The sequence below is a fragment of the Actinomadura sp. NBRC 104412 genome (genome assembly GCF_030269515.1).
GTDB lineage: Bacteria > Actinomycetota > Actinomycetes > Streptosporangiales > Streptosporangiaceae > Spirillospora.
Window position 1 is genome coordinate 235,208 of sequence record NZ_BSTM01000005.1, and the last position, 24,580, is coordinate 259,787.

At 71.7% G+C, this 24,580-nt stretch carries 23 protein-coding genes; 10 read left to right on the forward strand and 13 right to left on the reverse strand.

Annotation, left to right across the window (positions count from 1 at the left end; genetic code table 11):
* Nucleotides 1-379: 379 nt before the first annotated feature.
* Genes QSK21_RS09060 through secA2 form a run of 3 tightly spaced genes read right to left on the reverse strand, consistent with a single transcriptional unit; the run spans nt 380 to nt 4,062 of the window.
* Nucleotides 380-652, reverse strand: a complete 273-nt coding sequence (locus QSK21_RS09060) for a hypothetical protein (protein ID WP_285694941.1) — start codon at nt 650-652, stop codon at nt 380-382.
* Nucleotides 649-1,761, reverse strand: a complete 1,113-nt coding sequence (locus tag QSK21_RS09065; protein WP_285694942.1) for a serine/threonine-protein kinase — start codon at nt 1,759-1,761, stop codon at nt 649-651. The genes QSK21_RS09060 and QSK21_RS09065 overlap by 4 nt, the downstream gene beginning before the upstream one ends.
* A gap of 51 nt (nt 1,762-1,812) precedes the next feature.
* Entirely contained in the window at nt 1,813-4,062 is a 2,250-nt protein-coding gene (secA2, locus tag QSK21_RS09070) for an accessory Sec system translocase SecA2 (RefSeq protein ID WP_285695094.1), read from the reverse strand.
* 255 nt (nt 4,063-4,317) lie between these two features.
* Here secA2 and QSK21_RS09075 point away from each other — a divergent pair, with 255 nt between their 5' ends.
* The gene (locus QSK21_RS09075) at nt 4,318-4,491 is read left to right on the forward strand and encodes a hypothetical protein (protein WP_285694943.1); all 174 of its coding nucleotides are present in this window, start codon (nt 4,318-4,320) and stop codon (nt 4,489-4,491) included.
* Nucleotides 4,492-4,549: 58 nt separating this feature from the next.
* Here the strand turns inward: QSK21_RS09075 and QSK21_RS09080 are convergent, their stop codons facing one another.
* On the reverse strand, nt 4,550-5,764 hold the full coding sequence (locus QSK21_RS09080) for an ROK family transcriptional regulator (protein WP_285694944.1): 1,215 nt from the start codon (nt 5,762-5,764) through the stop codon (nt 4,550-4,552).
* A gap of 295 nt (nt 5,765-6,059) precedes the next feature.
* Between QSK21_RS09080 and QSK21_RS09085 the strand changes: the two genes are divergently transcribed.
* The 8 genes from QSK21_RS09085 to QSK21_RS09120 all read left to right on the forward strand — a co-directional run bounded on the left by QSK21_RS09085 (nt 6,060) and on the right by QSK21_RS09120 (nt 14,297).
* On the forward strand, nt 6,060-7,340 hold the full coding sequence (locus tag QSK21_RS09085) for an extracellular solute-binding protein (RefSeq protein ID WP_285695095.1): 1,281 nt from the start codon (nt 6,060-6,062) through the stop codon (nt 7,338-7,340).
* A gap of 102 nt (nt 7,341-7,442) precedes the next feature.
* Entirely contained in the window at nt 7,443-8,438 is a 996-nt protein-coding gene (locus QSK21_RS09090; RefSeq protein ID WP_285694945.1) for a carbohydrate ABC transporter permease, read from the forward strand.
* Complete coding sequence (locus QSK21_RS09095) at nt 8,435-9,274, forward strand: carbohydrate ABC transporter permease (RefSeq protein WP_285694946.1); 840 nt, start codon at nt 8,435-8,437, stop codon at nt 9,272-9,274. The genes QSK21_RS09090 and QSK21_RS09095 overlap by 4 nt, the downstream gene beginning before the upstream one ends.
* On the forward strand, nt 9,271-10,749 hold the full coding sequence (locus tag QSK21_RS09100) for a glycoside hydrolase family 3 protein (protein ID WP_285694947.1): 1,479 nt from the start codon (nt 9,271-9,273) through the stop codon (nt 10,747-10,749). Before QSK21_RS09095 ends, QSK21_RS09100 begins: the two co-directional genes overlap by 4 nt.
* A gap of 70 nt (nt 10,750-10,819) precedes the next feature.
* Complete coding sequence (locus QSK21_RS09105) at nt 10,820-11,284, forward strand: RrF2 family transcriptional regulator (protein WP_285694948.1); 465 nt, start codon at nt 10,820-10,822, stop codon at nt 11,282-11,284.
* Nucleotides 11,285-11,318: 34 nt separating this feature from the next.
* Nucleotides 11,319-12,113: a DNA-formamidopyrimidine glycosylase family protein gene (locus QSK21_RS09110; protein WP_285694949.1), complete on the forward strand. Its 795-nt coding sequence runs from the start codon at nt 11,319-11,321 to the stop codon at nt 12,111-12,113.
* 87 nt (nt 12,114-12,200) lie between these two features.
* The gene (locus tag QSK21_RS09115) at nt 12,201-13,301 is read left to right on the forward strand and encodes a methyltransferase domain-containing protein (RefSeq protein ID WP_285694950.1); all 1,101 of its coding nucleotides are present in this window, start codon (nt 12,201-12,203) and stop codon (nt 13,299-13,301) included.
* A 138-nt stretch (nt 13,302-13,439) separates the two neighbouring features.
* A complete protein-coding gene (locus QSK21_RS09120; RefSeq protein WP_285694951.1) occupies nt 13,440-14,297 on the forward strand; it encodes a class I SAM-dependent methyltransferase in 858 nt (285 codons plus the stop codon).
* Here the strand turns inward: QSK21_RS09120 and QSK21_RS09125 are convergent.
* The 4 genes from QSK21_RS09125 to QSK21_RS09140 form a co-directional block, all read right to left on the reverse strand.
* Nucleotides 14,281-14,811, reverse strand: coding sequence for a hypothetical protein (locus QSK21_RS09125; protein WP_285694952.1), 531 nt, complete (start codon nt 14,809-14,811; stop codon nt 14,281-14,283). The genes QSK21_RS09120 and QSK21_RS09125 overlap by 17 nt on opposite strands.
* 71 nt (nt 14,812-14,882) lie before the next feature.
* A complete protein-coding gene (locus QSK21_RS09130) occupies nt 14,883-15,356 on the reverse strand; it encodes a Dps family protein (RefSeq protein WP_285694953.1) in 474 nt (157 codons plus the stop codon).
* 149 nt (nt 15,357-15,505) lie between these two features.
* Nucleotides 15,506-15,895: a helix-turn-helix domain-containing protein gene (locus QSK21_RS09135; protein WP_285694954.1), complete on the reverse strand. Its 390-nt coding sequence runs from the start codon at nt 15,893-15,895 to the stop codon at nt 15,506-15,508.
* Between the two features lie 132 nt (nt 15,896-16,027).
* A complete protein-coding gene (locus tag QSK21_RS09140) occupies nt 16,028-17,293 on the reverse strand; it encodes a CinA family nicotinamide mononucleotide deamidase-related protein (RefSeq protein WP_285694955.1) in 1,266 nt (421 codons plus the stop codon).
* A 287-nt stretch (nt 17,294-17,580) separates the two neighbouring features.
* Here QSK21_RS09140 and QSK21_RS09145 point away from each other — a divergent pair, with 287 nt between their 5' ends.
* On the forward strand, nt 17,581-17,799 hold the full coding sequence (locus tag QSK21_RS09145) for a helix-turn-helix domain-containing protein (RefSeq protein ID WP_285694957.1): 219 nt from the start codon (nt 17,581-17,583) through the stop codon (nt 17,797-17,799).
* 448 nt (nt 17,800-18,247) lie between these two features.
* Here QSK21_RS09145 and QSK21_RS09150 read toward each other — a convergent pair whose 3' ends face one another.
* From QSK21_RS09150 to QSK21_RS09170, 5 genes are all read right to left on the reverse strand, one after another.
* A complete protein-coding gene (locus QSK21_RS09150; RefSeq protein ID WP_285694958.1) occupies nt 18,248-18,760 on the reverse strand; it encodes a DUF1990 domain-containing protein in 513 nt (170 codons plus the stop codon).
* On the reverse strand, nt 18,760-19,341 hold the full coding sequence (pgsA, locus tag QSK21_RS09155) for a CDP-diacylglycerol--glycerol-3-phosphate 3-phosphatidyltransferase (RefSeq protein WP_285694960.1): 582 nt from the start codon (nt 19,339-19,341) through the stop codon (nt 18,760-18,762). Before pgsA ends, QSK21_RS09150 begins: the two co-directional genes overlap by 1 nt.
* A complete protein-coding gene (gene rimO, locus QSK21_RS09160; RefSeq protein WP_285694962.1) occupies nt 19,338-20,744 on the reverse strand; it encodes a 30S ribosomal protein S12 methylthiotransferase RimO in 1,407 nt (468 codons plus the stop codon). The genes pgsA and rimO overlap by 4 nt, the downstream gene beginning before the upstream one ends.
* Before the next feature lie 212 nt (nt 20,745-20,956).
* On the reverse strand, nt 20,957-21,718 hold the full coding sequence (locus QSK21_RS09165; RefSeq protein ID WP_285694964.1) for a helix-turn-helix domain-containing protein: 762 nt from the start codon (nt 21,716-21,718) through the stop codon (nt 20,957-20,959).
* 146 nt (nt 21,719-21,864) lie between these two features.
* Entirely contained in the window at nt 21,865-24,516 is a 2,652-nt protein-coding gene (locus QSK21_RS09170; protein ID WP_285694966.1) for an FtsK/SpoIIIE family DNA translocase, read from the reverse strand.
* Nucleotides 24,517-24,580: the final 64 nt, after the last annotated feature.

Genomic DNA, 24,580 nt, shown 5'->3' on the forward strand with positions numbered 1-24,580 from the left:
AACCCCCGGATTCCGCTCACATTGGCCGCCGCGCTCAAAGCGGCCAGTCTCCCCACACCCGCAACCTGTGCCTACACGCCTGACGCATCGCGAGGGTTGCCTCGGGGTTCGGCCAAGGTTGGGCGTCCATCCCGCCGCAAAGCACCCCTTCACCGGCACCCGCCCGAACCGGCGTGGACCCACCTCCAGATGGCCGCTGACATTGGCCGCCTTGGAAGCGGCCGGATTCCACGACGCGCTTCGGCGCCTGGGTCTGCGTGTCTGACCCGTCTGGGGGTTGCTTCGGGTTCGGTCGGGGGTGGCGGCTGTCTCGCTGTACGCCCCTTTGCGGCGCTCGCCTGAGCCGGGGTGGGTCTGCTGCCGGGTTTTCTTTGGGCGGTTAGTGGGTTCGGCGTCTCCCTATCACGATGGCGAAGGTCAGGACGGCGTTGACGTAGACCATGGTGCAGAGGGCGGCCTCTACCGTCATTCCCAGTGCCAACAGGACGACGGCCGGTAGCAGCACCAGGAGCGACGGCAGTATCAGCCCCGGGAAGAGGGGGTGTCGCGCCACGAACGACGCGCTGCGTCTGCTCTGCACGGCGAGTGCGTATCCCGCGATCACCATGGCCAGGAGCGCGATGAGGAGGAGGACGGCCAGCGGCAGGATCATCGCTCACCCCGCCGCGGAAGGACGTGGACGAGGACCGCGAGCGGGAGGCAGACGAGCAGGAAGAGCCCCTCGACGATGGCGACCTGTCGCAGGTCGTCCTGGGTCAGCGCGACGTAGACGCCGGTCGCGGCGGCGACCACCACCTGGAGCAGGGTGGCGGCGGCGAAGCGGCCGACGGAGGCCGGTTTCGGGCTTCCCGGGACGCCGGTCGTGCTCGCGGTTCGTGGCGCCGGGACGGGGGCCGGTGGCAGGGCCGTCGGGGTCGTCCGCGGGACGGGTGGCGGGAAGGGCGGGGCCGGGGGCTCGTCGCCTAGGAGTTGCCGGAGGATTTCCGCCATCGTGGGGCGGTCGGCGGGGTTCTTTCGCAGGCAGGCGGCGAGCAGGCCGCTCATCGCCGGGGGCAGGGCCGAGAGGTCGGGGTCGACGTTGAGGACGCGGTGCAGGACGGCCGGGATGCCGTCGGTGCCGAAGATCGGGCTGCCGGTCGCCGCGAACGTCATCGTGACGGCCCAGGAGAACACGTCCGACGGCGGGCCGATGTCGCCGCCCGACACCTGTTCGGGCGACATGTAGGCGGGGGTGCCGACGATGCCGCTGGTCATCGTGGTGGCCGAGGTGACGGCCCGCGCGATGCCGAAGTCGATGACGCGCGGGCCGTCCGGGGACAGCAGCACGTTGGACGGCTTGAAGTCGCGGTGCACGATCCCGGCGCGGTGGATGCCGCGCAGCGCGGCGGCGGTGCCGATCGCGAGCCGTTCCAGGCCGCCGGCGTCGCGCGGCCCGGCGCGGCGGACCAGGTCGCTCAGCGACTCGCCCTCGACGTACTCGCTGACGATGTACGGGCGGTCGCCGTCGACGTCGGCGGCCAGCACGCGGGCCGTGCAGTACGGCTCGACGCTGCGCGCGACGGCGCTCTCGCGGAGGAAGAGGCGGCGGGCCCGCTCGTCCCCGGTGAGCCGCGCGTGCAGGACCTTGACCGCCACGCGCTGCCCGTCGGGGGCCTCGCCGAGGAAGACCGCGCCCTGGCCGCCCTCCCCGAGCAGCCCCAGCAGACGAAACGAACCTATGGCGGAGGGGTCTCCGGCACGCAGCGCCGCCGTAGTGGTCACGTCGTGATCATAAGGAGGTTCGGAGGGTGCCGGGAGGGCCGTCGGCGACCGTTATCGGCGTCGGCTGCGGACCATGGAGATGAGCCCTCTGAGCGCTCGCTGGTCCAGGCTCCCGAACGGGTTGTCGCTCACCACGTACGTCCAGGTGGACGACGGACGCTTGACCCCTGCGGCGGCCAGGTCGAGGCCGTCACCGTCCACGGTGAGCGCGGCGAACGCTTCCGCGGCCCGGTCGCGCGCATCGGGGAGGAGCCTCTTGCCCGCCGGTACGGCCTCGCTGTTGAACTCGATGAGCGGGTCCAAGCCCCGTCCCAGGGAACGCAGGTGGATGCCTTCCCTGAGGTCGGCCAGGTAGGCGAGGTGTTCGGCCCAGCAGCGGTCCATGTGGAAGAGCAGGAGGCGCCGGGCGGCGTCGGCGACGGCCCGCTCCCCCACCGCAGCGACCAGCTCGGCATGGTGGGACGGGTGCCGCTCGGCCATCAGGGTGTCCGCGTCGTCGCCGGTCAGGACGCGGTCGCGGGCGGCGAGCAGGTCGCGGCGCTGCAGGTTGATGAGGTGGTGGTAACGCCAGGTGTTGCGGTGGATCTCCAGGTCCACGCCCTCGGCGACGCGCTGGGCGTGGCCGACGATCCAGTGCGCCCCCTTGCCGTCGATCCGGCCCTCGTCGTCCGGGGACGCGCCGCGCGCCTTCTCGTCGGGCGCGTACCGGGTGACGAGCTCGTCCTCCAGGCTGGCGAAGAACACCGACCGGCCGGGGTCCCCCTGCCTGCCGGCGCGTCCGCGCAACTGGTCGTCCAGCCGGCGGCTGTGGTGCCGTCCCGTCCCGATGACGAGCAGCCCCTCGGTGACGCCTTCGCCGAGGCGGATGTCGGTGCCGCGCCCGGCCATCTGCGTGGAGACGGTGACCGCGCCGCGCTCGCCGGCCCGCGCGATGATCGCCGCCTCTTCGGCGTCGTTCTTGGCGTTGAGCACGACGCAGTCCACCCCGGCGCGCCGCAGCCGCTGCGCCAGCCGTTCGGATTCGGCCACGTCGAGGGTCCCGACCAGGACGGGACGCCCGGTGGCGTGCGCGGCCACGATCTCCTCGACGATCGCGACGTCCTTGTCGACGGCGGTCGCGTACAGCCGGTCCGGCTCGTCCACCCGCACGCAGGGGCGGTTCGGCGGGATCACGGCGATCTCCAGGCCGTAGAACTCGCGGAGCTGGCCGGCCACGCCGAGCGCGGTGCCGGTCATCCCGCACCGCACCGGGTACCGGCCGATCAGCTCCTGGACGGTGATCGAGTCGAGGATCTCCCCTGACGGCGACGCCTCCAGCGCCTCCTTGGCCTCCACCGCCGCCTGGAGCCCGTCCGGCCAGCGCTGGAGCAGCGCGACCCGCCCGCGCGAGGCGTTGATCAGTTTCACCGCGCCGTCCCGGACGATGTAGTCGACGTCGCGGCGCAGCAGCGTCTCGGCGTGCAGGGCCACGTTCACGGCGGTGAGGGTGTCCAGGCGTTCGGGCGCGTACAGGTCGATGCCGCCGAGCGCCCGCTCCACCTCGCGCGCGCCCGCCTGGGTGAGCTGGACGTTCCGGGCCTCGTCGTCGGTGGTGTAGTGCAGCCCGGGACGTAGCCGCCTGACCAGCTCGGCGTATCCGGGGCCCGAGCCGGCGTCGTCGTCGGCGCCGGCCAGCACCAGCGGCACCATCGCCTCGTCCACCAGCACCGAGTCGGCCTCGTCGATCAGCGCGACGCCCGGCTCGGGCAGCACCCCGTCGTCGGGGGAGGTGGCGAGCCGGTCGCGCAGCAGGTCGAACCCGACCTCGCTGACGGGCGCATAGGTGACGTCGGCGCCGTAGGCGGCGCGCCGCTCGTCGGGCGTGGACTCCTGGACGACCCATCCCACGCTGACGCCCATCAGGGCGTAGAACGGCCCCATCCACTCGGCGTCCCGCCGCGCGAGGTAGTCGTTGACCGACAGGACGTGGACGCGCTTGCCGCGCAGCGCGTATCCGGCGGCGGCCAAGGCCCCGGACAGGGTCTTGCCCTCACCGGTCGCCATCTCCGCGACCTGCCCGGCCAGCAGCGCGAGGGTCCCCTGCAACTGGACGTCGTAGGGGCGTTCGCCCAGGGCGCGCCGCGCCGCCTCCCGTGCCGCCGCGCACAGTTCCGCGGGGTCGTCCCGTCCGTCGCGCGCCGCCTGGGCCAGTTCCGCGTCGGTGAGGCCGCGCATGCGCTCCTCACGCTCGCCCGCCTCCGCGGCCACCGCCGCGTACGGCGCCAGGTCCACGCTTCCTGGACGCTGGAGCAGCCGGCGCATCCGGTCACGTAAGGCCACGCGAGTCTCCCCTGAAAGCCGCCTTGTCCTCGCTCAACGCATCACCGCCGATCAACGGTTCCACCGTTCCCGCGGGTGCGGACGGGGTCCATCCTGGCACCTCGCGGGATCTCCTCGGCAAATGGTCCGAGTGTGAATTCATCCCTGGGACGGATCCTCTACGTACTCAATACTGAGATGATCAGGCCCTATGGGGTTGCGGTGGCGATGGTGCCACCGCGGAACGGGGAAATCACCATGACACCGACCACACGTTGGGCCGCCGCCCAGCGGCGCAAGCGTCAGGTCATCAACCAGACGGTCATCGACCGTGCACTGCGTGACCCGCGCCGCGTCCACACGGCGCGGAGGTCCGCGGGCGCTCACGCCGCGTCGCACGCCCCCGCGCGTGCGACCGCCTCGACCACCTGACCGCCGACGACGGCACCGGCCCGTGCCGCGGGGGCGGCACGGGCCGTTCCGGGGCGTCTCAGCGGGTCGAGAAGACCTCGTCACGGGCCTGGATCAGGGCCGCGTGCAGCGCGCCCCGGAGCACCGGGTTGCCCTCCACCTCGGTCACCACGACCTCGGGACGGGTCGGGCTGGCCAGGCCCACGGCGCGCTCGATGCGCCCGGCCAGCGGGCGGCCGCCGGCCCTGCCGAGCTGGCCCGACAGGACGACCAGTCCGGGGTCCAGGACGATGTTCACCGAGGTCACTCCGTAGGAGATGCGGTTGGCGAGCTCGTCCAGGAAGGCCCCGCCGCGTTCTTCGTCGGCCGCGGCGGCGCGGACGCATTCGATGGCGGTGGGCTCGTGCACCCCGTGCGCGTGGGCGAGCTCGCGTACCGCGTCGGCGCCGACCAGCGAGCCGTAACCGCCCGCCAGCGCCAGGATCCCCCAGGTGCTGGACTCGGTGACGCCTTCCTCGCCCTCCTTGGGGCGGCCGATGCCGCGCGGCAGCGGGGCGCCGGGCACGGGCAGGTAGCCGATCTCGCCGGCGCCGCCGGAACGCCCGCGGTGCAGCCGCCCGCCGAGCATGATCGACAGGCCGAGACCGCGGTCGAGCCACATCAGCGCGAAGTCGTCGACGCCGCGGGCGGCCCCGTAGGCGCGCTCGGCGACGGCGGCGAGGTTGGCGTCGTTCTCGATCGTGACGGGCCGGCGCAGGTCGGTGCGCAGGGCGGCGAGCACGCCCTCGTGCCAGGCGGGCAGGTCGAAGGCGAACTTGACGTCCCCGGTGCGCGGGTCCACCACGCCGGGGCTGCCGATCACGAAGGCGTTCAGCCGTCCCAGCGCGACCCTGGCCGAGCGGCACGCCTTCACGACGGCGTTGTGGACGAGCTTGACCGGGTCGCCCGCGCCGTTGGGGTCCACGGTGACCTGGGCGATGATGCTGCCGGTGATGTCGGCGACGCCGCAGACGACGCCGTCGGGGCCGACCTCCAGCCCGGCGACGTAGGCGCTGGACGGGACGACCCCGTACAGGGCGGCGTTGGGACCCCGGCCGCCCGCCTGCTCGCCGGCGATCTCCACCAGCCCGCGCTCCTCGAGCCTGGACAGCAGCTGGGACGCGGTGACCTTGGACAGGCCGGTCAGCTCCCCGATCTGCGCCCGGGTGAGCGGGCCCTGCTCGACCAGCAGGTCAAGCGCCGCGCGGTCGTTCAGCTCGCGCAGCAGCCTGGGTGTTCCTGGACGTTGGGCCATGCTCGCGTTCCTTCAAAGTCTCAATCCGCTAACGGCCGTCGGCGGAATCATTTTATTTAGGAAAGTTTCTTGTTAGTTTACGGCAAGTGTCCTACCGCCCAGGCGCACGGCAGGGACGCGAGCGTCGCACCGGACCGCGGGCCGGGCTCCCGGGGACGGCGCGAGGACGAAGAGACGGAGCGATCGGGCCAGCCCATGGTTGGACCCTAAACTGTCCCGTCCCCGACCTCGCACGTCCCTGGGGGTGACCGCGCACCCGGAACCGTGCCGGAAAAGGAGAACCCCCTTGAAGATCGTGAGATTTGCGGCCCTCGGGGCCGCCCTGGCGATCGGCCTCGCCGCCTGCGGAGGCGGCGGCGATGACGACGGCAAGTCCACGGGCGCGGACCCGGCCAAGATCACCGCATGGTTCATGGGCTCCGCCAACGCGCCGCAGGACAAGGTCCTGGCGCAGGCGAAGGCGGACTTCCAGAAGAAGCACCCCAAGACCGACGTCCAGGTCGTGTACGTGCCCTGGCCGGACGCGACCAAGAAGCTCCAGGACGCGCTCAACACCGGGCAGGGCCCCGACGTCGTGGAGATCGGCAACGACCAGGCGGTCACCTGGGCCGCGCAGGACGCCCTCGCCGACATCACCGAGCGGTTCAAGGGCTGGGACGAGGGCAAGGACGTGGTCTCCGGTTCCCTGGAGCTGGGACAGGTCGACGGGAAGACCTACGCGGTGCCGTGGTACGCGGGCGTCCGGGTGGTGTGGTACCGCAAGGACCTGTTCGCCAAGCACAAGGTGACGCCGCCCAAGACCTGGGACGAGCTGAAGGCCGCGGCCAGGAAGGTGCAGGACGGGGAGGGCGGCAAGGTCAGCGGGATCGCCGCGCCCAGCGACTTCACCAACGGCTTCGCCAGCTTCCTGTGGGGCGCCGGGGGCGACATCGCCGCGCAGGAGGGCGGCAAGTGGGTCGCCAAGCTGGACACCCCGCAGTCCAAGCAGGCCATCGCGTTCTACACCGGCCTGGTCAAGGACGGCGTCGCGCCCAAGAAGTACATCGGCGTGAACGAGCTGGCGGGCCCGCAGCGCGACTTCGCCAACGGCAAGCTCGCGATGTACATCGACGGCGCCTGGACGCTGCCGCAGATCGAGGAGATCAACAAGAGGTACACCCCGCAGATGGGCGCGTTCACGATCCCGACCCCGACCGGGCAGGTCGGCCCGGCGTTCGCGGGCGGCTCGCACCTGGCGGTCTGGAAGGACACCAAGAACGCCGCCGTCGCCTTCGACTACCTGACCTCGGTGACGAGCAAGAAGAACGCCAAGGCGTTCGCGGACGGGCTGAAGTTCTTCCCGCAGTTCAACGACCTGCTGCGGACCGGCGGGTACGCCGACGACCCGATCCAGGGCCCGGCGGCGGTGCAGATGGGCAACGTCAAGGGCGCGCCCAAGACGCCGAACTGGACCGAGGCGGACCAGAACAAGAAGATCATCCCCACCATGCTCAAGGAGATCATGAACGGGACGCCGCTGGACACGGCGGTGGCCAAGGCCAACAAGGACCTGGCCGACACGCTCAACCAGAGCTGACGGGTCCCGTCCCGGAACGAGCGCCGGGCTCCGCGGCCACTCCCCCGGAGCCCGGCGCCGCCCCACCCGCCGTACCCCCGATCACCTGAGGATGGGCCGCCGATGGCGCAGACCGTTCAGGTGCCGGACCGTGCTCAGGACCGGATCGCCGCCGATCCGGAGCGCGGGCACCGTCACCGCCCCCGTACCGGACGCCGCGTGCCGGTTGGGCCGTACCTGCTGATCGCGCCCGCGCTGGCGCTGATCGGGGTGCTGATCCTGTACCCGATCGGCCAGCTCTTCTGGATGTCGTTCCACAAGATCGGCTCGCGCGAGGCACGCGGGGCCGCCCCCGCCGAAAACGTCGGCCTGGAGAACTTCCGCACGATCCTCGGCGACCCGTTCTTCTACCGGGTGCTGGTCAACACGGTGGTGTCGGCCGCCGTGATGGTGCTGGCCACGCTCGTGCTGGGGACGCTGGTGGGGCTGCTGCTGAACCGGCTCGGCCGCAGGATGTCGCTGCTGGTGTCGTCCGGCGCGATGCTGGCCTGGGCCACCCCGGGCATCTCGGCGGCGATCGTCTACAAGTGGCTGTTCACGCCGGGCGGCGGCATCGTCCCGTGGTTCCTGGACGCGCTGCCGGACTGGCTGGCGGGCGGCGGCTGGGACGACTACAACTGGTTCGGCAGCCGCGGCACCACCTACTTCGTGCTGGTGCTGTGCGTGGTGTGGCAGTCGTTCCCGTTCATCGCGGTCGCGGTGCTGGCGGGGCTGAAGAGCATCCCCGACGAACTGTTCGAGGCGGCGCGCTGCGACGGCGCCGGGCCGCTGCGGACCTTCCGGGAGATCACCTTCCCGCTGCTGAAGCCGGTGCTCCTGGTGCTCACCGTGCTGTCGATCATCTGGGACTTCAAGGTGTTCGCGCAGCTGTACTTCCTGTCGGGCGGCACCGCCAACCGGGACTCGTTCAACCTCGCGATGTACGCCTACTCGTCCGCGGTGGCCTTCCCCGCCAAGTACGGCCTGGGCGGGGCGATCGCGCTGATCCTGACGGTGATCCTGCTCGTCTTCACCGGTTTCTACGTACGCGTGATGGTCAGGCAGGGGGAGACCTCATGACCGAGCGGAGGGGGCGTGTCGCGCTGAACGTGGCCGGGGTGCTGGTGTTCCTCTTCTCGGTCTTCCCGGTCTTCTGGATGGTGATGACCGCGTTCAAGACCGACGAGGACATCAACGCCGACACCCCGCTGCCCGTCCCGCTGCACTGGACGCTGGAGCACTTCCGCGCGGTGATCGACGGGCAGGGCCTGGAGTACGGGATCGCCCACTTCTTCCTCAACAGCGCGCTGGTGGGGCTGGTCACCGTGCTGGTGGCGGCGCTGATCTCGCTGCTGGCGGCGTACGCGGTGGCGCGTGGGCGGTTCCGTGGCCGGACGGGCTTCCTCGTCATGCTGATCGTGGTGCAGATGGTGCCGCTGGAGGCGCTGATGCTGCCGCTGATGCTGAACGCGCAGCGGCTGCAACTGCTCAACCATCTCGCCGGGGTGATCGTCGTCTACATCGCCTCGTCCCTGGGTTTCGCGATCCTGATGCTGCGCAACTTCGTGGCCGCGATCCCGGTGGAGCTGGAGGAGGCGGCGGCGCTGGACGGCGCGTCCGGCCGGACGGTCTTCTGGCGGATCACCTTCCCGCTGGTGGCGCCCGGACTGGTGGCGACCAGCATCTTCGCCTTCGTCAACGCCTGGAACGAGTTCGCGATCGCGTTCGCGTTCCTCAAGGATCAGGAGAAGTATCTGCTGCCGCTCACGCTGTCCTACCACTTCGGCCGGACGCAGGTGGAATGGGGCTCGATCATGGCCGCCTCCACGCTGTTCACCATCCCGGTCATGATCTTCTTTCTGGTCGTGCAGCGCCGGATGGCCTCCGGCCTGGTCGCGGGGGCGGTGAAGGGATGAGGCCGGAGAGGGCCGACGGCGAGGTGGCGCGGCTGGCCCGGGGCACGCTGCTGCCCTCGTTCACCGGGGCGGCGCCGCCGCGCTGGCTGCTGGACGAGCTGGAGCGCGGCCTGGCGGGCGTGACGCTGTTCGCGCTGAACGGCAACGTGCCGAGCGCCGAGGGGCTCGCGGCGCTCACGGCGGGGCTGCGCAAGGTGGCGGCGCCGCTGGTGGCGATCGACGAGGAGGGCGGGGACGTCACCCGGCTCGGCGGGCACCTGACCGGCAGCCCGTACCCGGGGAACGCGGCGCTCGGCGCCGTGGACGACCCGGCGCTGACCCGCCGGGTCTACCGCTCGCTCGGGGCGGAGCTGTCGGAGGTCGGCGTCAACCTCAACTTCGCCCCGTCGGTGGACGTCAACACCGAGGCCGGCAACCCGATCATCGGGACCCGGTCGTTCGGCGCGGACGCGGACCTGGTGGCCAGGCACGCGGCGGCGGCCGTGACGGGGACGCAGGAGGCGGGCGTCGCGGCCTGCGCCAAGCACTTCCCCGGGCACGGCGCGACCGTCGAGGACTCACATCTGGGCGTGCCGGTCGTGGCGGCCGGGCTCGACCTGCTGGAGCGGCGCGAGCTGCCGCCCTTCCGGGCCGCGATCGAGGCGGGCAGCCGGGTGGTGATGACCGGCCACCTCGACCTGCCCGAGATCACCGGCGGCGTCCCGGCCACGCTGTCGCACGCCGCCATCACGGGGCTGTTGCGGGAACGGCTGGGCTACGAGGGCGTGATCGTCACCGACGCCCTGGACATGGCCGGGGCCAGCGGGGCCATCGGCATCCCCGAGGCCGGGGTCCGCGCCCTGATCGCGGGGGCGGACCTGCTGTGCCTGGGGCCGCGTGAGCACGAGGCCAGCACCCGCGCCATCGTCGCCGCCGTGGAGGAGGCCGTGCGCGCCGGGCGGCTCCCGCTGGAACGCCTCCAGGACGCGGCGGAGCGCACCGGCCGCCTCAAGGACTGGCTGAGCGGCCGGACGCCCGGCGTGGTCGACCGTGCGTCCGGGCTGGAGGCCGCGCGCCGCGCCGTCCGGATCTCGGGCGCGCTGCCGGAGTGGGCGGCGGGTCCGCACGGGCGGGATCCCGGCGCCGCGCCGCTGGTCGTCCAGCTTGAGGCGACCGGGAACATCGCGGTCGGGCCGACGCCGTGGGGGCTGGGCCCGTGGGTGCCCGACCTGGTCCGGGCCGAGGGGTCGGCGGCCGAGGCGGCGTCGGTGCTGGACCGTGCCGACGGCCGGGGGCTGGTGGTCGTGCTGCGGGACGCGCACCGCCACGCCGGTCAGCGCGCCCTGGCCACCGCCCTGCTGGCGGCCCGTCCCGACGCGGTCCTGGTGGAGATGGGCCTGCCGGTCTGGCGTCCCGAAGGGGCCGTCCATCTGGCCACCTACGGCGCGGCGCACGCCAACGCGCAGGCCGCCGCGGAACGCCTCGGGTTGGCCTGAACGGCCGGTTCCAGCCGCCAATATCGGCGGGCAAGCCTGACCAGTCCGATCGGCAAGGGATAATAAACCCATGCGATTGTCCGCCCGGGTCGACTACGCGTTGCGTGCCGCCGCGGAGCTGGCGGTGGCCGGAAGTCATCCGGTGACCGCGGTGCAGCTCGCCGAGGCTCAGCAGATCCCGCCCAAGTTCCTGGAGAACATCCTCGGACAGCTGCGCCGCTCCGGACTCGTCCGCAGCCAGCGCGGCCCGGAGGGCGGCTACTGGCTGGCCCGGCCGGCCGGCGAGATCTCCATGGCCGACATCATCCGCGCCATCGACGGACCCCTGCTCGGCGTGCGGGGCGAGCGTCCCGAGCGCGTCGGGTACGAGGGGCCGGCGCGGTCCCTGCAGGAGGTGTGGATCGCGCTGCGCGCCAGCGAGCGGGCGATCCTCGAACAGGTGACCCTGGGGCACATCGCCGCCGGTGAGCTGCCTCCCGCCGTCCGCAAGCTCACCGAGGACCCGGCGGCCTGGGAAAGCCCGTCCTTCATCTGATCCGTCGGTATCCGATCGGTCTGGGGCGCCGGAGTTGCCGGAAGGCGATGTCGTCTGGTTGACCGCCCGGCGCCTGCGCGACGCGCTCACCGGGCGGGTCCTGACGCTGTCGGACTTCCGCGTCCCCCGCCACGCCACCGTCGACCTGCGGGGACGCGCCGTCCGGGAGGTCGCCTCGCGCGGCAAGCACCTGCTGATCAGGGTGGAGGGCGGGGTCACCGTCCACTCGCACCTGCTCATGGAGGGGCGCTGGCGCGTCCGGGAGGCCGGGCCGCGCCCGCCGCGCGACCACACGTTGCGCGTCGTCCTGGCGAACGAGGAGTGGCAGGCCCTCGGCTACTCGCTCGGCGTCCTCGAGGTCTTCGCCACCTCCGAGGAGGAGGCCCGGGTCCTCGGCCGGCTGGGGCCCGATCTGCTCGACCCCGGATGGTCGGCCGAGCTCGTGGCCGAGGCGGTGCGGCGGCTGTCCGAGCGGCCGGAACGCGCGATCGGCGAGGCGCTGCTCGACCAGAGCCGCCTGGCGGGGATCGGCAACGTCTACAAGGCCGAGATCCTGTTCCTGCGGGGCGTCCACCCCTGGACGCCGGCGCGGGACGTGCCCGACCTGCCGGGCGTCGTCGGCCTCTCCCATCGCCTCCTGGACGCCAACAAGGACCGGTACGGCCACATCACCACCGGCGACCGGCGTCCGGGACGCGAGCACTGGGTGTACGGGCGCGCGGGCCGTCCCTGCCGGCGCTGCGGGACCCGGATCCGGCGTGCCGACCAGGCGTCGGACGCGGGCGACCGCTCCACGTTCTGGTGCCCCCGCTGCCAGCCGGAACCCTAGGGTCACCGCAGGCCGGATGGGCCGCATCCTGTCGGCGTGGCGCGCGGGGGCGTTGAGCCGCGGGACGGGAGGCGACACAGTGGGGCGATGAGCCAGGAACTCGTGGAAAGGCTCGTGGCCGAGTTGACGGCCGCCGGACGGCTCACCGATCCGCGGTGGGCCGAGGCGCTGCGCGCCGTGCCGAGGCATCTGTTCGTCCCGGACGTGGCGTGGGCCGTGTTCGACCGGCCGGGGGCCGATGGCGCGGCGATCGACCGGAACGCCGACCCGGACCGCTGGCTGGACGTGGTCTACTCCGACACGGCGATCGCCACGCAGGTGGACGACGGCGCGGGCGACCCCGGGACGTGCTCGGGGACCTGGACCAGCTCGTGCTCCACGCCCGGCATCGTGGCGATCTTCCTGGAGCTGCTGCGCCCGCTCGACCATCACCGCGTGCTGGAGATCGGCACGGGGACGGGCTGGACGTCGGCGCTGCTGTCGTGGCGGCTGGGCGGAGGCAACGTCACCTCCGTGGAGATCGACGAGGCGATCGCGGAGCGGGCGGCGGCGAACGTGGCCGCCGCGGGACAGGCGCCCAGGCTGGTGCGCGGGGACGGCGAGCGGGGCCATGCGGACGGCGCGCCCTATGACAGGGTGCATGTGACCTGCGGTGTCGAGCGCGTCCCCTACCCGTGGGTGGAGCAGTGCCGCCCCGGCGGCGTGATCGTCATGCCGTGGCTCCCGGGCTGGAACATGGGGCATATCGCCCGGCTCACCGCGGCCGGGGACGGCACGGCGAGCGGGCGCCTCACCGGCCAGGCCGGGTTCATGATGCTGCGGTCGCAGCGGCGCCCGCCCGGCCCTCCGGCGGACGCGGACACCGGCGCGGCCGAGGAGTCGGCGACACGGCTCGACCCGCGGATCCTGATCGGGGACGCCCAGGGCGCCGATGTGGCGATAACGGCGCTCGTCCCGGGCGTCCGGACGGCTCTCAGCCCGGCGGCGGACGGTTCGATGCGCGTGTGGGCGATCGAGACGGCCGGCGGCTCATGGGCCGCCGTCGACTTCACGCCCGGCCGGGACGACTTCCGCGTCCTCCAGTACGGGCCGCGCCCTCTGGGACGAGATCGGGACCGCCTACACGACCTGGGTCAGGTGGGGGCAGCCGGAACGGGAACGCTTCGGTCTCACCGTCACGCCCGATGAGCAGCGCGTCTGGCTCGACCATCCCGGCAGACCGGTGGGGACGACCGCCCGGTGACCCTCGCGGACGTTGACGCGGCCGTCCGCCGTCCCCCAAGATGAACACATGTTCATGAACGAGTGTTCATTTAGGAGCGGGCGATGACCGTCCACAACACCGAACAGTTCGAGGCGTGGAACGGGGACGAGGGCCAGGTCTGGGCCGCGGGCGGGCCGGGGGGCAGGGACGTCGAGGATCCGGACGCCGAGCTCACCCGCCGCCTCCTGGACGCCGCCCTCGTCGGCGGCCGGGATCGGGTGCTCGACATCGGGTGCGGTACGGGTGACACCACCCTGATGGCCGCGTCCCGTGCACCGGAGGGCCACGCCCTGGGGCTGGACCTGTCCGGCCCGATGCTGGACGAGGCGCGGAAGGCGGCGTCCGGGCGAGGCAACGTCACCTTCGAGCAGGGGGATGCCCAGGTGCACCCGCTGCCCGACGGCGGCTTCGACGTGGCCGTCAGCCGGCACGGCGTGATGTTCTTCGCCGATCCCGTCGCCGCGTTCGCCAACGTCCGGAGGGCGCTGCGCCCCGGCGGGAGGCTCGCCTTCATCTGCCCGCAGCCGCCGGAGTTCTGCGCCTGGTACGTGGTGCCGGTCGCGGCCTTGCTGGGCATGCCACCGGAACCGCCGGAGGGCGTGGTCGCCGCCTACCCCGGCCCCGCGCCCGCGATGTTCTCCCTCTCCGAGCGCGACCGGGTCGGGGACGTGCTGGGCCGCGCCGGTCTCACCCAGGTGTCGATCGAGGCGATCCACGTCCCGCACCGCTTCGGCGCGACGGCCGCCGACGCCGCCGACGCCTTCCTGGCCAGCGGTCCCACCCGCTACATCGTCGAGCGGGACGACACGCTGACCTGGGACGAGGCCCGTCGGCGGCTCCGCGCCGCCCTGGCACCGTACGAGGGGCCGGGCGGGGTGCTGCTGCCCGCCGCGCAATGGCTGGTCACGGCCGGACGCTGAGCCTCCCGTCCGCGACGACGATCTGTGCCTGGGGAGCGCCGGCGCCACACTCCCTGCCGTTCGGGTACGTGACGTGCGGCGTGACGCCGATCTTCCGGTCGAGCAGTTCGGCGCCGGCCGCGTCCCGGAGCACCACGGTGACCTGAACGGGCGTGGTGGGGAGGCCGGTCACGTCGGCGAACCCGTGCTTTCCTCCGTCCGGGGAGGCGATCGCGCCGCACGAGTCCTCCGGCGCGTCACCGGTGCAGCCGGCCGGCACCGCCGTCGTCGACGGCATGAGCTCGATCTCCCGCTCCTGGCACGCCCCATTCCAGCAGACCGTCATGGCGGCTTCGCCGACCTTCGCCGCGTACGGGGCGGGGATGTCGAGCCCGATCCCCTCCCTGGACCCGATGCCCCCGCAGGCGCGTCCGCCCGCGCTCGTACCACCGCACGCGGTCACGACGGCGAGGACCATGGCCGGCCAGGCGGCGGCGCGCAGGCCACCGAGACCCTTACGACGGTACGAGCGCATTCCACTTGGACGCGATGCACGCCCTGAGGGTTCCCCGGGGAGCGAAGCCCTCAGGCGTCGCGATCGCGGGCTCAGTCGGCGATCTGGGCCTGGAACATCCAGTGCTGCTTCTCCAGGGCCGCCACGATCTCGATGAACAGATCCTGGGTGACCTTGTCCGGCTCGTCGGTCACCTCGACCCGCTCCCGGAACCGCTCGACAAGCCGCGCGAGCGTGTCGGTAATCGTGGCCACCACCTTGTCGTCGGCCAGGTAACCCGCCTCCGGCTGCGGGAGGACGGTACGGTCGGCGACGGTGCGGGCACGGCCGTCCGGGTTCACCCCGATCGCGATCGCGCGCTCGGCGACCTCGTCCTGGTACTGGCGGGCGAGGTCGACGACCTCGTCCAGATGCTCGTGGACGACCTTGAAGTTCCGGCCGACGAGGTTCCAGTGCGCCTGCTTGGCCACCAACGCCAGATCGATCAGGTCGACGAGCGAGGTCTGGAGGGCGTCGCCCACCGTCTTCTGGGCCGCTTCCGTGAGAGGGCTCTTGACCGCCACCATGATTCGGCTCCTTCCGCATCGTTGCGTGTTCATGAACAACAACGGAAGGCTCCCCGGTAATACCGGGATCATTCGTGAAGCCGCCCACACGGCGCCGGCACACGGCCGTACGCGCAGGCCACACGGCCGGGCCGGAGGAAAATCCGCCGTCAGGCGGCCACCATGTCGGCCCGGAACTCGTCCGCGATGCCCTCCGGGGTGGCCGGGATGCTCTCGGACATGCTCTCGGACATGGTCTCGTCGATGCGCTCGTCGGCGAGGCGCTCATGCTCGGGCGCGCCGGCCATGACGGGCTCGTGCTGCAGCTCGGCCAGCGCGAGCTGGTCGGCCACCTCCCGCAGAACGTGCGAGAGCGGCACACCCAGCGCCTTGCAGATCGAGGCCAGCAGTTCCGAGGACGCCTCTTTCTGCCCGCGCTCGACCTCGGAGAGATAGCCGAGGGAGACCCGCGCCGCCGCGGACACCTCACGGAGGGTGCGTCCCTGGCGCAGCCGCAGCTGCCGCAGTACATCACCGAGCAGCCCGCGAAGCAGGACCATCGTCTCGCTCCCTCCCTCAGTTCGGACCGTCTTGGGTTCCACCGTACCCGCCTGAGACGTGACCGTGGCAGACCGTGGATTTCGTGTTCGCTGGAAACGTAACGCTGTAATCAGTTGAACCCTTCTCGAAGGTCATCCTTCCGGGGTGGCCCCCGGACCCGCGCCGAGCCCGAGAATCACACGTCTTAGCTGCTCAAGGGCGTGGACGACGGTCATCCTCCGGATCACCCCGCGAATCTCGGCGCCCACCCCGGGTACCGGGAGTAGCGGCCGGATCACCCTGGGATCTCCTGTGGGGGTGGCCACTCCGACGAAAATCGTCCCGACCTCGCGGCCGTCCTGCGCCTCGGGTCCGGCCACACCCGTCACGGCGATCCCATAGGTCGCTCCGAGCCGTTCGCGCGCTCCCGTGGCCATCGCGGCGGCGACGTCCGGGTGCACCGCGCCGTGCTCGTCCAGAAGCCGGGCCGGAACACCGAGCAACTCCTTCTTCAACGCCGTGGCGTAGGCGACCATTCCCCCGGCGTAGGTGGCCGAGGAGCCGGGCATGCGGGTCAGCTCCGCGCCGATCAGACCGCCGGTGAGGGACTCCGCCGTGGCCACGGTCGCGGAACGTTCCGCCAGGAGCCCGTGGACGACGCGGTCGAGGGTCTGGTCCCCGGCGCCGTAGACCGCGTCCCCGAGGAGGTCGCGCGCCGTCCGCTCCGCCTCGTCCAGCCGGGCCGCCGGGTCCGGGCCGGTCGCCGTGATGCGGATCTTGACCTCGGCGGGATCGGGCAGGTAGGCGAGCTTGATCCCGTCCATGGCCTCGACCGGGGCCAGCTTGGTGGCCACCACCGACTCCCACAGCCCCGCGGTGCGCAGGGTACGGCGGGCGGCGCGGTTCTCCCCCGCCAGCTCCGGCAGCACCACTTCCTCGATCATCGTGCGCATCTCGAACGGGACGCCGGGCAGCGCGTACACCACGCCGCCGGGCAGCTCCACCCGCAGGCCGGCGGCGCTGCCCGCCGAGTTGAGCAGGATCCCGGCGCCCTCCGGGACGTCCGCCATCCGCAGCGCCATCGGCTGCAACTCCCGCCCCGCCGCCGCGACCCGCTCCCGCAGCCGCCGCTCCAGGCCGGGGTCCCGGACGAGCTTCACCCCCGCGGCCGCCGCCAGGGCGTCCCTTGTCACATCGTCGTAGGTGGGCCCGAGGCCGCCGGTCGTGATCACCGCGTCGGCGCGGCCCAGCGCCTCCCGCACCGCCTCGGCGATCACGTCCAGCTCGTCGCCCACGACCACGCTGCGGGTGACCTCCAGCCCGTGCTCGGCGAGCCGCTGCCCCATCCAGGCCGCGTTCCCGTTGACCGTGTCGCCGAGAAGCAGCTCGTCCCCGACGGTGACCAGCTCGACCCGCACCGCGTCCTCCTCCGGCCGACCGGGGGCGCCAGGGCGGCGGCCCGTTATGGCCAAGCGTTCCCTACAGATCCCTATGTTCGCGGCTCCGAATGTACGGCAACGCCTGGGACGGCCCCGCGCCGCCTCCCCGCTGTCCACATCAGGCCGTTCGGAAACGTTGAGACCGCGTAACGGCCCGGACTAAGAATTGATCAAGTATGAGTTTTCGCCCCCCACCGAAAACCAGGGGTTACCACCTCGTGACGCATCAAGAGAACATCCCCGCATGGATTCGCTCCCTGCCTCGCGTGGACCGTCTCACCTCACGGCAGCGCGAGGTTTTCCTGCTGCTCGGACACGGCATGTCCAACCGCCAGATCGCGTGCACCCTGGTGGTGAGCGAGCACACGGTCAAGGCCCATATCGCCAAGATCCTCAAGGAGCTGGGCGTCGAGTCGCGCCTTCAGGCGGGGCTCGCCGCGCTGCTCTACCTCCAGGAGCGCCATCCGGAGGTGGTCGCCGTATAGCACCTGACGAGCGACGACGCGAGGGCGGGGCGGACCGGGCACCGGCGCGGCCCCGCCCTCGCCGCGTGACGGGACGCCCCCACCGACCCACCGAACAATTCAATCGTCAAGCAATTCGTCAGAATGCACTTATCCGGAACTCATCCAAAGTGGCAATTGCCGCGCGCCGCTCGCACCGGGCAGTCTTGAAGCGCATAGGCGGGCCGTCCGAATACAAGGGAGGGTGTCCGGACCCCGCCCACGCACACGGATCGGGGAAGTTGAAGAATGAAAGGTCCGGCTGGGAGCGGGCATTTCCCGGATCCGGGGCGGCGCCCGCGGCAGCGGAGCCGGCCGGTGCCGCCCCCCGCGTGGTCATGCGGTCATGCCGCCTCGACCGCATGACCACCACGGGCACGCGCACCCCGGCGGGCCGAGGGCGACCGGCCCGCCGGAACGCGCGCGGCCCTCAGGCACGGGCCAGGCGGCGCAGCACGGCACCGCACCGGCGCGCATAGGCCCGCTGGAACAACCTCCCCAAAGGCCCCGCCGCACGCGCCAGCCGCGTCGCCGGACGGCTGAACGCCGTGACCGTGAGCCAGACATCCCCTTCGTCGTCCATGTGCACCACGAACGCCTCCTCGCCGGACGAGGGATGCCCCGGCAGCGTCCCGTACGCCCAGCCCGCGCGCCGCTCGTCCTCCTCGGCCCAGACCACGCGGCAAGGCGCGCGCAACCGCAACGGCCCCACGCCCAACGAGACCTCTACGGCGACACCGGGCGCCGCCCTGGACGCGGACGCGTTCACCTTGGCGGGCAGGGCCCGGTGCATCCAGAACTCCATCAACGCATCCGCCGCGTTCCGCATCACCTCAGGCCCCGAGCCGACCTCCACACGCACCCGAAGCCACGCGTACCCGGGTGGGACGTCCGCGTTCCGTGTCGCCCCCACCTCCGCGTACGTGAAGCCCTGACCGCCCATCACGCGCCGCTGCGGCGGCGCTCGCCCCGCTTGCGCCACACCTGGAGGACGTAGTCGGCCCCGGTCACCAGCGTCACCACCAGCGCCGCCGCCATCGTCACCCAGCGCACCGGATCCAGCGGACCCGGCAGGATGAAGAACCCGATCGCGACGACCTGAAGCATCGTCTTCAGCTTGCCGCCCTTGCCCGCCGGGATCACCCCGTACCGGATCACCACGAACCGCATCACGGTGATCCCGATCTCCCTGACCATGATCGCGATGGTCACCCACCACCACAGCTCACCCAGCAGCGACAGGCTGACCAGAGCTGCACCGATCAGCGCCTTGTCGGCGATCGGGTCGGCGATCTTGCCGAAGTCGGTGACCAGATTGCGCCTGCGGGCGATATCACCGTCGATCTTGTCGGTGATGGAGGCGACCGCGAACACCGCGAGCGCGGCCAGCCGCCACCCGTCCCCCTCCTCGAACAGCAACCACACGAACAGGGGGACCAGGGCGATCCTGACCAGCGTCAGGATGTTGGCGATGTTCCACAACCCCGCCTGCGGCCGGTCGGAGTCCGCGGTGCCGGCGGTCACGGCCCCTCCACCCGGCCGATCAGATCCACCCCTGCACTGCCCACGACCCGCGCGGTGACGATCTCCCCGAGCGGCAGCCCGTCCCCCTGCACCAGAACCGTCCCGTCCACCTCCGGGGCCTGATGCTCGGCCCGCCCCTCCACACCACCGTCCGCCTTGTCCTCCAGCAGGACACGGACCACCGAACCGACCCGGTCCTCCGCACGCTGCGCCGTCAACTCCTCGGCCAACGCCGTGACCTCCTCCACCCGCGCGGCCACATCCTCCGGGTCGACCTTGCCGGGCAGACCGGCCGCCTCCGTGCCGTCCTCGTCCGAGTAGCCGAACACCCCGATCGCGTCCAGACGCGCCTCCGACAGGAACGCCATCAGCTCCTCCACGTCCTCCTCCGACTCGCCGGGGAACCCGACGATGAAGTTGGACCGCACCCCCGCCTCCGGCGCCAGATCCCGCACCCGATCGAGCAACTGAAGGAACCGCTCACGATCCCCGAACCGCCGCATCGAACGCAACACCGGCCCGCTCGCGTGCTGGAACGACAGGTCGAAGTACGGCACCACCCCATCCGTGCCGCACAGCACCTCGATCAGCCCCGGACGCAGCTCGGCCGGCTGAAGATAACTGGCCCGGACACGCTCGATCCCGTCCACCGCCGCCAGCCGCGGCAGCAACCCCTCCAACGCCCTCAGGTCACCGAAATCCTTGCCGTACGACGTGGAGTTCTCGCTGACCAGCACCAGCTCCCGCACACCGTGATCCGCCAGCCACCGCGCCTCCGCCAGCACCTCCTCCGGCCGCCGCGACACGTACGCGCCACGGAACGCCGGAATCGCGCAGAACGCGCAACGCCGGTCACAACCGGACGCCAGCTTCAACGGCGCCACCGGCCCCCCGCCCAACCGCCTCCGCAACACCCGCGGCCCCGAAGCGGGCGCCACCCCGTCCGGCAACTCACCATGCCCAGGCGTCACCACACCCGCCGACGGCCGCTCCACAGGACTGATCGGCAACAGCGCACGCCGATCCCGCGGCGCATGCGCCGCCCGCCGCCGACCCGCCATCACATCGTCCAGCCGATCCCCGATCGCCGCGTAATCATCGAAGCCCAACACGGCATCGGCCTCCGGCAACTCCGCCGCCAGCTCCGCCCCATACCGCTCAGCCAGACACCCCGCCGCCACCACCTTGGCACCCGAATCATGCGCCGCCAGCAACGTGTCGATCGAATCCTTCTTGGCCGCGTCGATGAACCCGCACGTGTTCACGACCACCACATCAGCATCATCCGCGGACTCGACCAGACCCCACCCCGCCTCCTCCATCCGCGCGGCAAGCTCTTCGGAATCAACCTCGTTACGAGCACAACCAAGCGTGACGAGGGAAACAGTACGACGAGTCGACATGCCCCTAACCGTAACGGGAGTGTCATTGTGGGGGGGCGACCCCCCACACCCCCCGATGCCGGGGCCAGCGGGACCCCGCCGCTCGCCTTGACGGCTCGCGGCGGTGCCCACTGACCCCGGGCGGGGCTCTGCCCCGCGCCCCGGTCAGGGGCTCCGCCCCCGACACCCCCGTTGGGGCTCTTGTCATTGTGGGGGGGCGACCCCCCACAGTGTTACGCGCTGTCGGGGTCTTCTGGGGTGAAGGTGATCCTGTAGACGCTGCCTGGGGAGCCTGGGTAGCCGATGTCCTGGCCGTTGACGGTGACGTGGAGGCCGCCGCCGTTGCCGATCAGGATGCTGAGTTTCTCGGGGTCGGTCCATTCGCGGGACTGGCCTTTGCGGAGCAGGCCGCTGAACAGTTGCCTGCCCTCGTCTCCGCGGACGTTGACCCAGGTCGTGCTGCGCGCTTTGACTTTGAGTTCGACTTCGTCGCGTGGGGCGGCGGCGACGGGGTCCTTGGGCGGTGTGGTGCTGGGTGAGGCGGAGGTCGTGCCGGGCGCGGGGGCGGCGGGTGTGCCGGCGACCTGCTGGGCGGAGCGGCGTTCGCCGTCGCCGACGCTGTTGACGACTTGGACGATGCCGTAGATGAGGACCAGGGCGAGCGCGAACGCCATGGCGGCGCTCCAGTTGGGGGCGCGGCGTTCGCGGAACTCCACCGGGCGTTCCGGTTCGAACGCGGTCACCGCCGACAGCGGCATGGGGGCGCCGCCGTGCGCGTCGTCGTACTCGCGTACGAGCGGTTCCGGATCGATGCCGATGACGCGGGCGACGCTGCGGATGTGGCCGCGGGCGTAGAAGTTGCCGCCGCAGGTGCTGAAGTCGTCCTGCTCCATGGCCCGGATGACCGATTCCCGGATCCGGGTCTGCCTGCTGACCTGGGTCAGGGTGAGACCGGCCCGCTCGCGCTCCCTCGCCAAGGTCTCACCGATGCTCACGCCGAGCCTCCTTCAGAGCGTGTCCAGACCGGAACTGACCGGATGCAACAACTCCAGTGACACCAGTCTAGGAACCGCAATGCCCACTCAGCGAGCGGCAACACGTTCGAAACCGGGCAAGATTTCGCATCATTCCGGTGGCGTGTTCACGCGGACGCGCCGGCGTCGCCGCCCCCGCGCAGTTCGGCCATGACATCGGCCAGGTCGTCGGGTTTCTTGAGGACGTCGCGCGCCTTGGATCCTTCGCTGGGCCCGACGATGCCGCGGCTTTCCATCAGGTCCATGAGCCGGCCCGCTTTGGCGAATCCGACGCGCAGTTTGCGTTGCAGCATCGAGGTCGAGCCGAACTGGGTGGTGACGACGAGTTCGATCGCCTGTGTCAGCAGGTCGAGGTCGTCGCCGATGTCCTCGTCGATCTCGCGTTTGGGTCCGGCGGACCCGGTGACGTCCTCGCGGTACACGGCCTGCATCTGCGACTTGCAGTGCTCGACGACGCCGTGGATCTCCTTCTCGGACACGTAGGCGTTCTGGATCCGCATGGGCTTGCTGGCGCCCATCGGGAGGAACAGCGCGTCGCCCTGTCCGACGAGTTTTTCGGCACCCGGCTGGTCGAGGATGACGCGGCTGTCGGCCAGCGAGGACGTCGCGAACGCGAGCCTGGACGGGACGTTGGCCTTGATGAGCCCGGTGACCACGTCGACGCTGGGACGCTGCGTGGCCAGCACCAGGTGGATACCGGCCGCGCGCGCGAGCTGGGTGATGCGCACGACGGAGTCCTCGACGTCGCGTGGCGCCACCATCATCAGGTCGGCCAGCTCGTCCACGATCACCAGCATGTACGGGTACGGCTGGTAGACGCGTTCGGATCCGGGCGGCGCGGTGAGCCTGCCCGCGCGCACCGCCTTGTTGAAGTCGTCGATGTGCCGGAACCCGGACGCGGCCAGGTCGTCGTAGCGCCGGTCCATCTCGCCGACGACCCATTCCAGCGCCTCGGCGGCCTTCTTCGGGTTGGTGATGATCGGCGTGATGAGGTGGGGGATGCCCTGGTACATCGTCAGCTCGACCCTCTTGGGGTCGACCAGGATCATGCGGACCTCGTCGGGGGTGGCGCGCATCAGCACGGACGTGATGAGCCCGTTGATGCAGGTGGACTTGCCCGCGCCGGTGGCGCCCGCGATGAGGATGTGCGGCATCTTGGCGAGGTTGGCCACGACCGTGCGGCCTTCGACGTCCTTGCCCAGGCCGACGATCATCGGGTGGTGCTCGTTGGTCGCGGCGGGCGAGCGCAGCACGTCGCCGAGGCTGACGATGTCCTTGTCGACGTTGGGGATCTCGACGCCGATCGCGGACTTGCCGGGGATCGGGGAGATGATGCGGACGTCGGCGCTCTTCACCGCGTACGCGATGTTCCTGGTGAGCGCGGTGACCTTCTCGACCTTCACGGCGGGGCCGAGCTCGATCTCGTACCGGGTGATGGTGGGGCCGCGGGTGAACCCGGTGACCTGCGCGTCGATGTCGAACTGTTCCAGCACGCCGGTGAGCGCGCTCACCACCGTGTCGTTGGCCTTGGTGCGCGGCTTGGTGACGCTGCCGGGGCGCAGTATGGAGGGCGCGGGCAGCTCGTAGATCTCCCCGGACGACGACAGCGGCAGTTGCTCCACGCTGCGCGGCGGCGGGGTGGGGTCGGGTGTGCGCGGCGCGGGCGGTGCGGGTTCGGTGATGGCGACGGGTTCGGGGAGCGGCGCGGGCTCGTCCTCGTCGGGGACGGGCGGAGGGGGCTCCTCGCCGGTGAACGGGTCGGGGTCGAAGAGGTCGTCGGCCAGGTCGCGTGCGGGTTTGCCCTTCTTGGGCGCGTCCTCCAGGACGGGGGTGTCGTACGGCCTGGAGTGCTCGCCGACTTCGAGTTCGCCGCCGTCCTCTTCGGCGCGCCTGGACTTGCGGCGGCGCTTGGGCTTGGCCGTGTCCTCCTCTTCCGCCTTGTCGTTCTTCGCGCGTTCGGCGTTCTGGGCGGGACGTCCTTGCAGCGTGGCGACGGACCACAGCTCGGCGAGCCGTTCGGGGACGCGGTTGATCGGCGTCGCGGTGACGACCAGCAGCCCGAAGCCGGACAGCAGGAGCAGCAGCGGCACCGCGACCCAGCCGCTCAGCGCGGCCTCCAGCGGCGCGGAGGCGAGCCAGCCGATGACGCCGCCGGCGCGGCGCACCTCCTCCATCTCGCGCGCGGGGGCGGGTCCTCCGGCGGCGATGTGGATGATGCCGAGCATGCCCACGGCGAGCGCGGTCAGCCCGATCACGATGCGGCCGGTGTCGTCGTTGTGCTCGGGGTGCCGTAGGGTGCGCCACGCGATGACGCCCAGCAGCAGCGGCAGCGCCATCGCCAGGACGCCGAGGCCACCGCGCACAACCTGTTCGAGCGCGATCGTCAACACGCCCTCGGGCCGCCACCAGGTCACCGAGGCGAGCACGATCGCCCCGCCGAGCAGGGCGAGGCCGAGCCCGTCCCGCTGGTGTTCGGGGTCGAGCCCGCGGGCGCCGCGCCCGTACGCGCGGAACACCGAGCCGACCGTGACGGCGGCCAGGTGGTACAGCTTGAACACCAGCTTGAACAGGCCGGTGATCACTTGCATGAACGGGTCGGGTCTCTGCGGGGGGCGTCCCTTGCCGGAACCGCGGCCGCCGCCCTTCGCGCCGCCGCTGGGACGCTTGCGGGGGCCTGAGCCCGCGTCCTTGCGGGCCCCACCGGCGCCGGCCCGGGTACGCGAGGTCGCCTTGGCTCCCCCGGACGCACGCGTGGCCATGCTGACGAGCCTAACCAAGGACCCCGTACGTTCCCGGCAATCCACCCCTCGGGCGTGTTGCCCC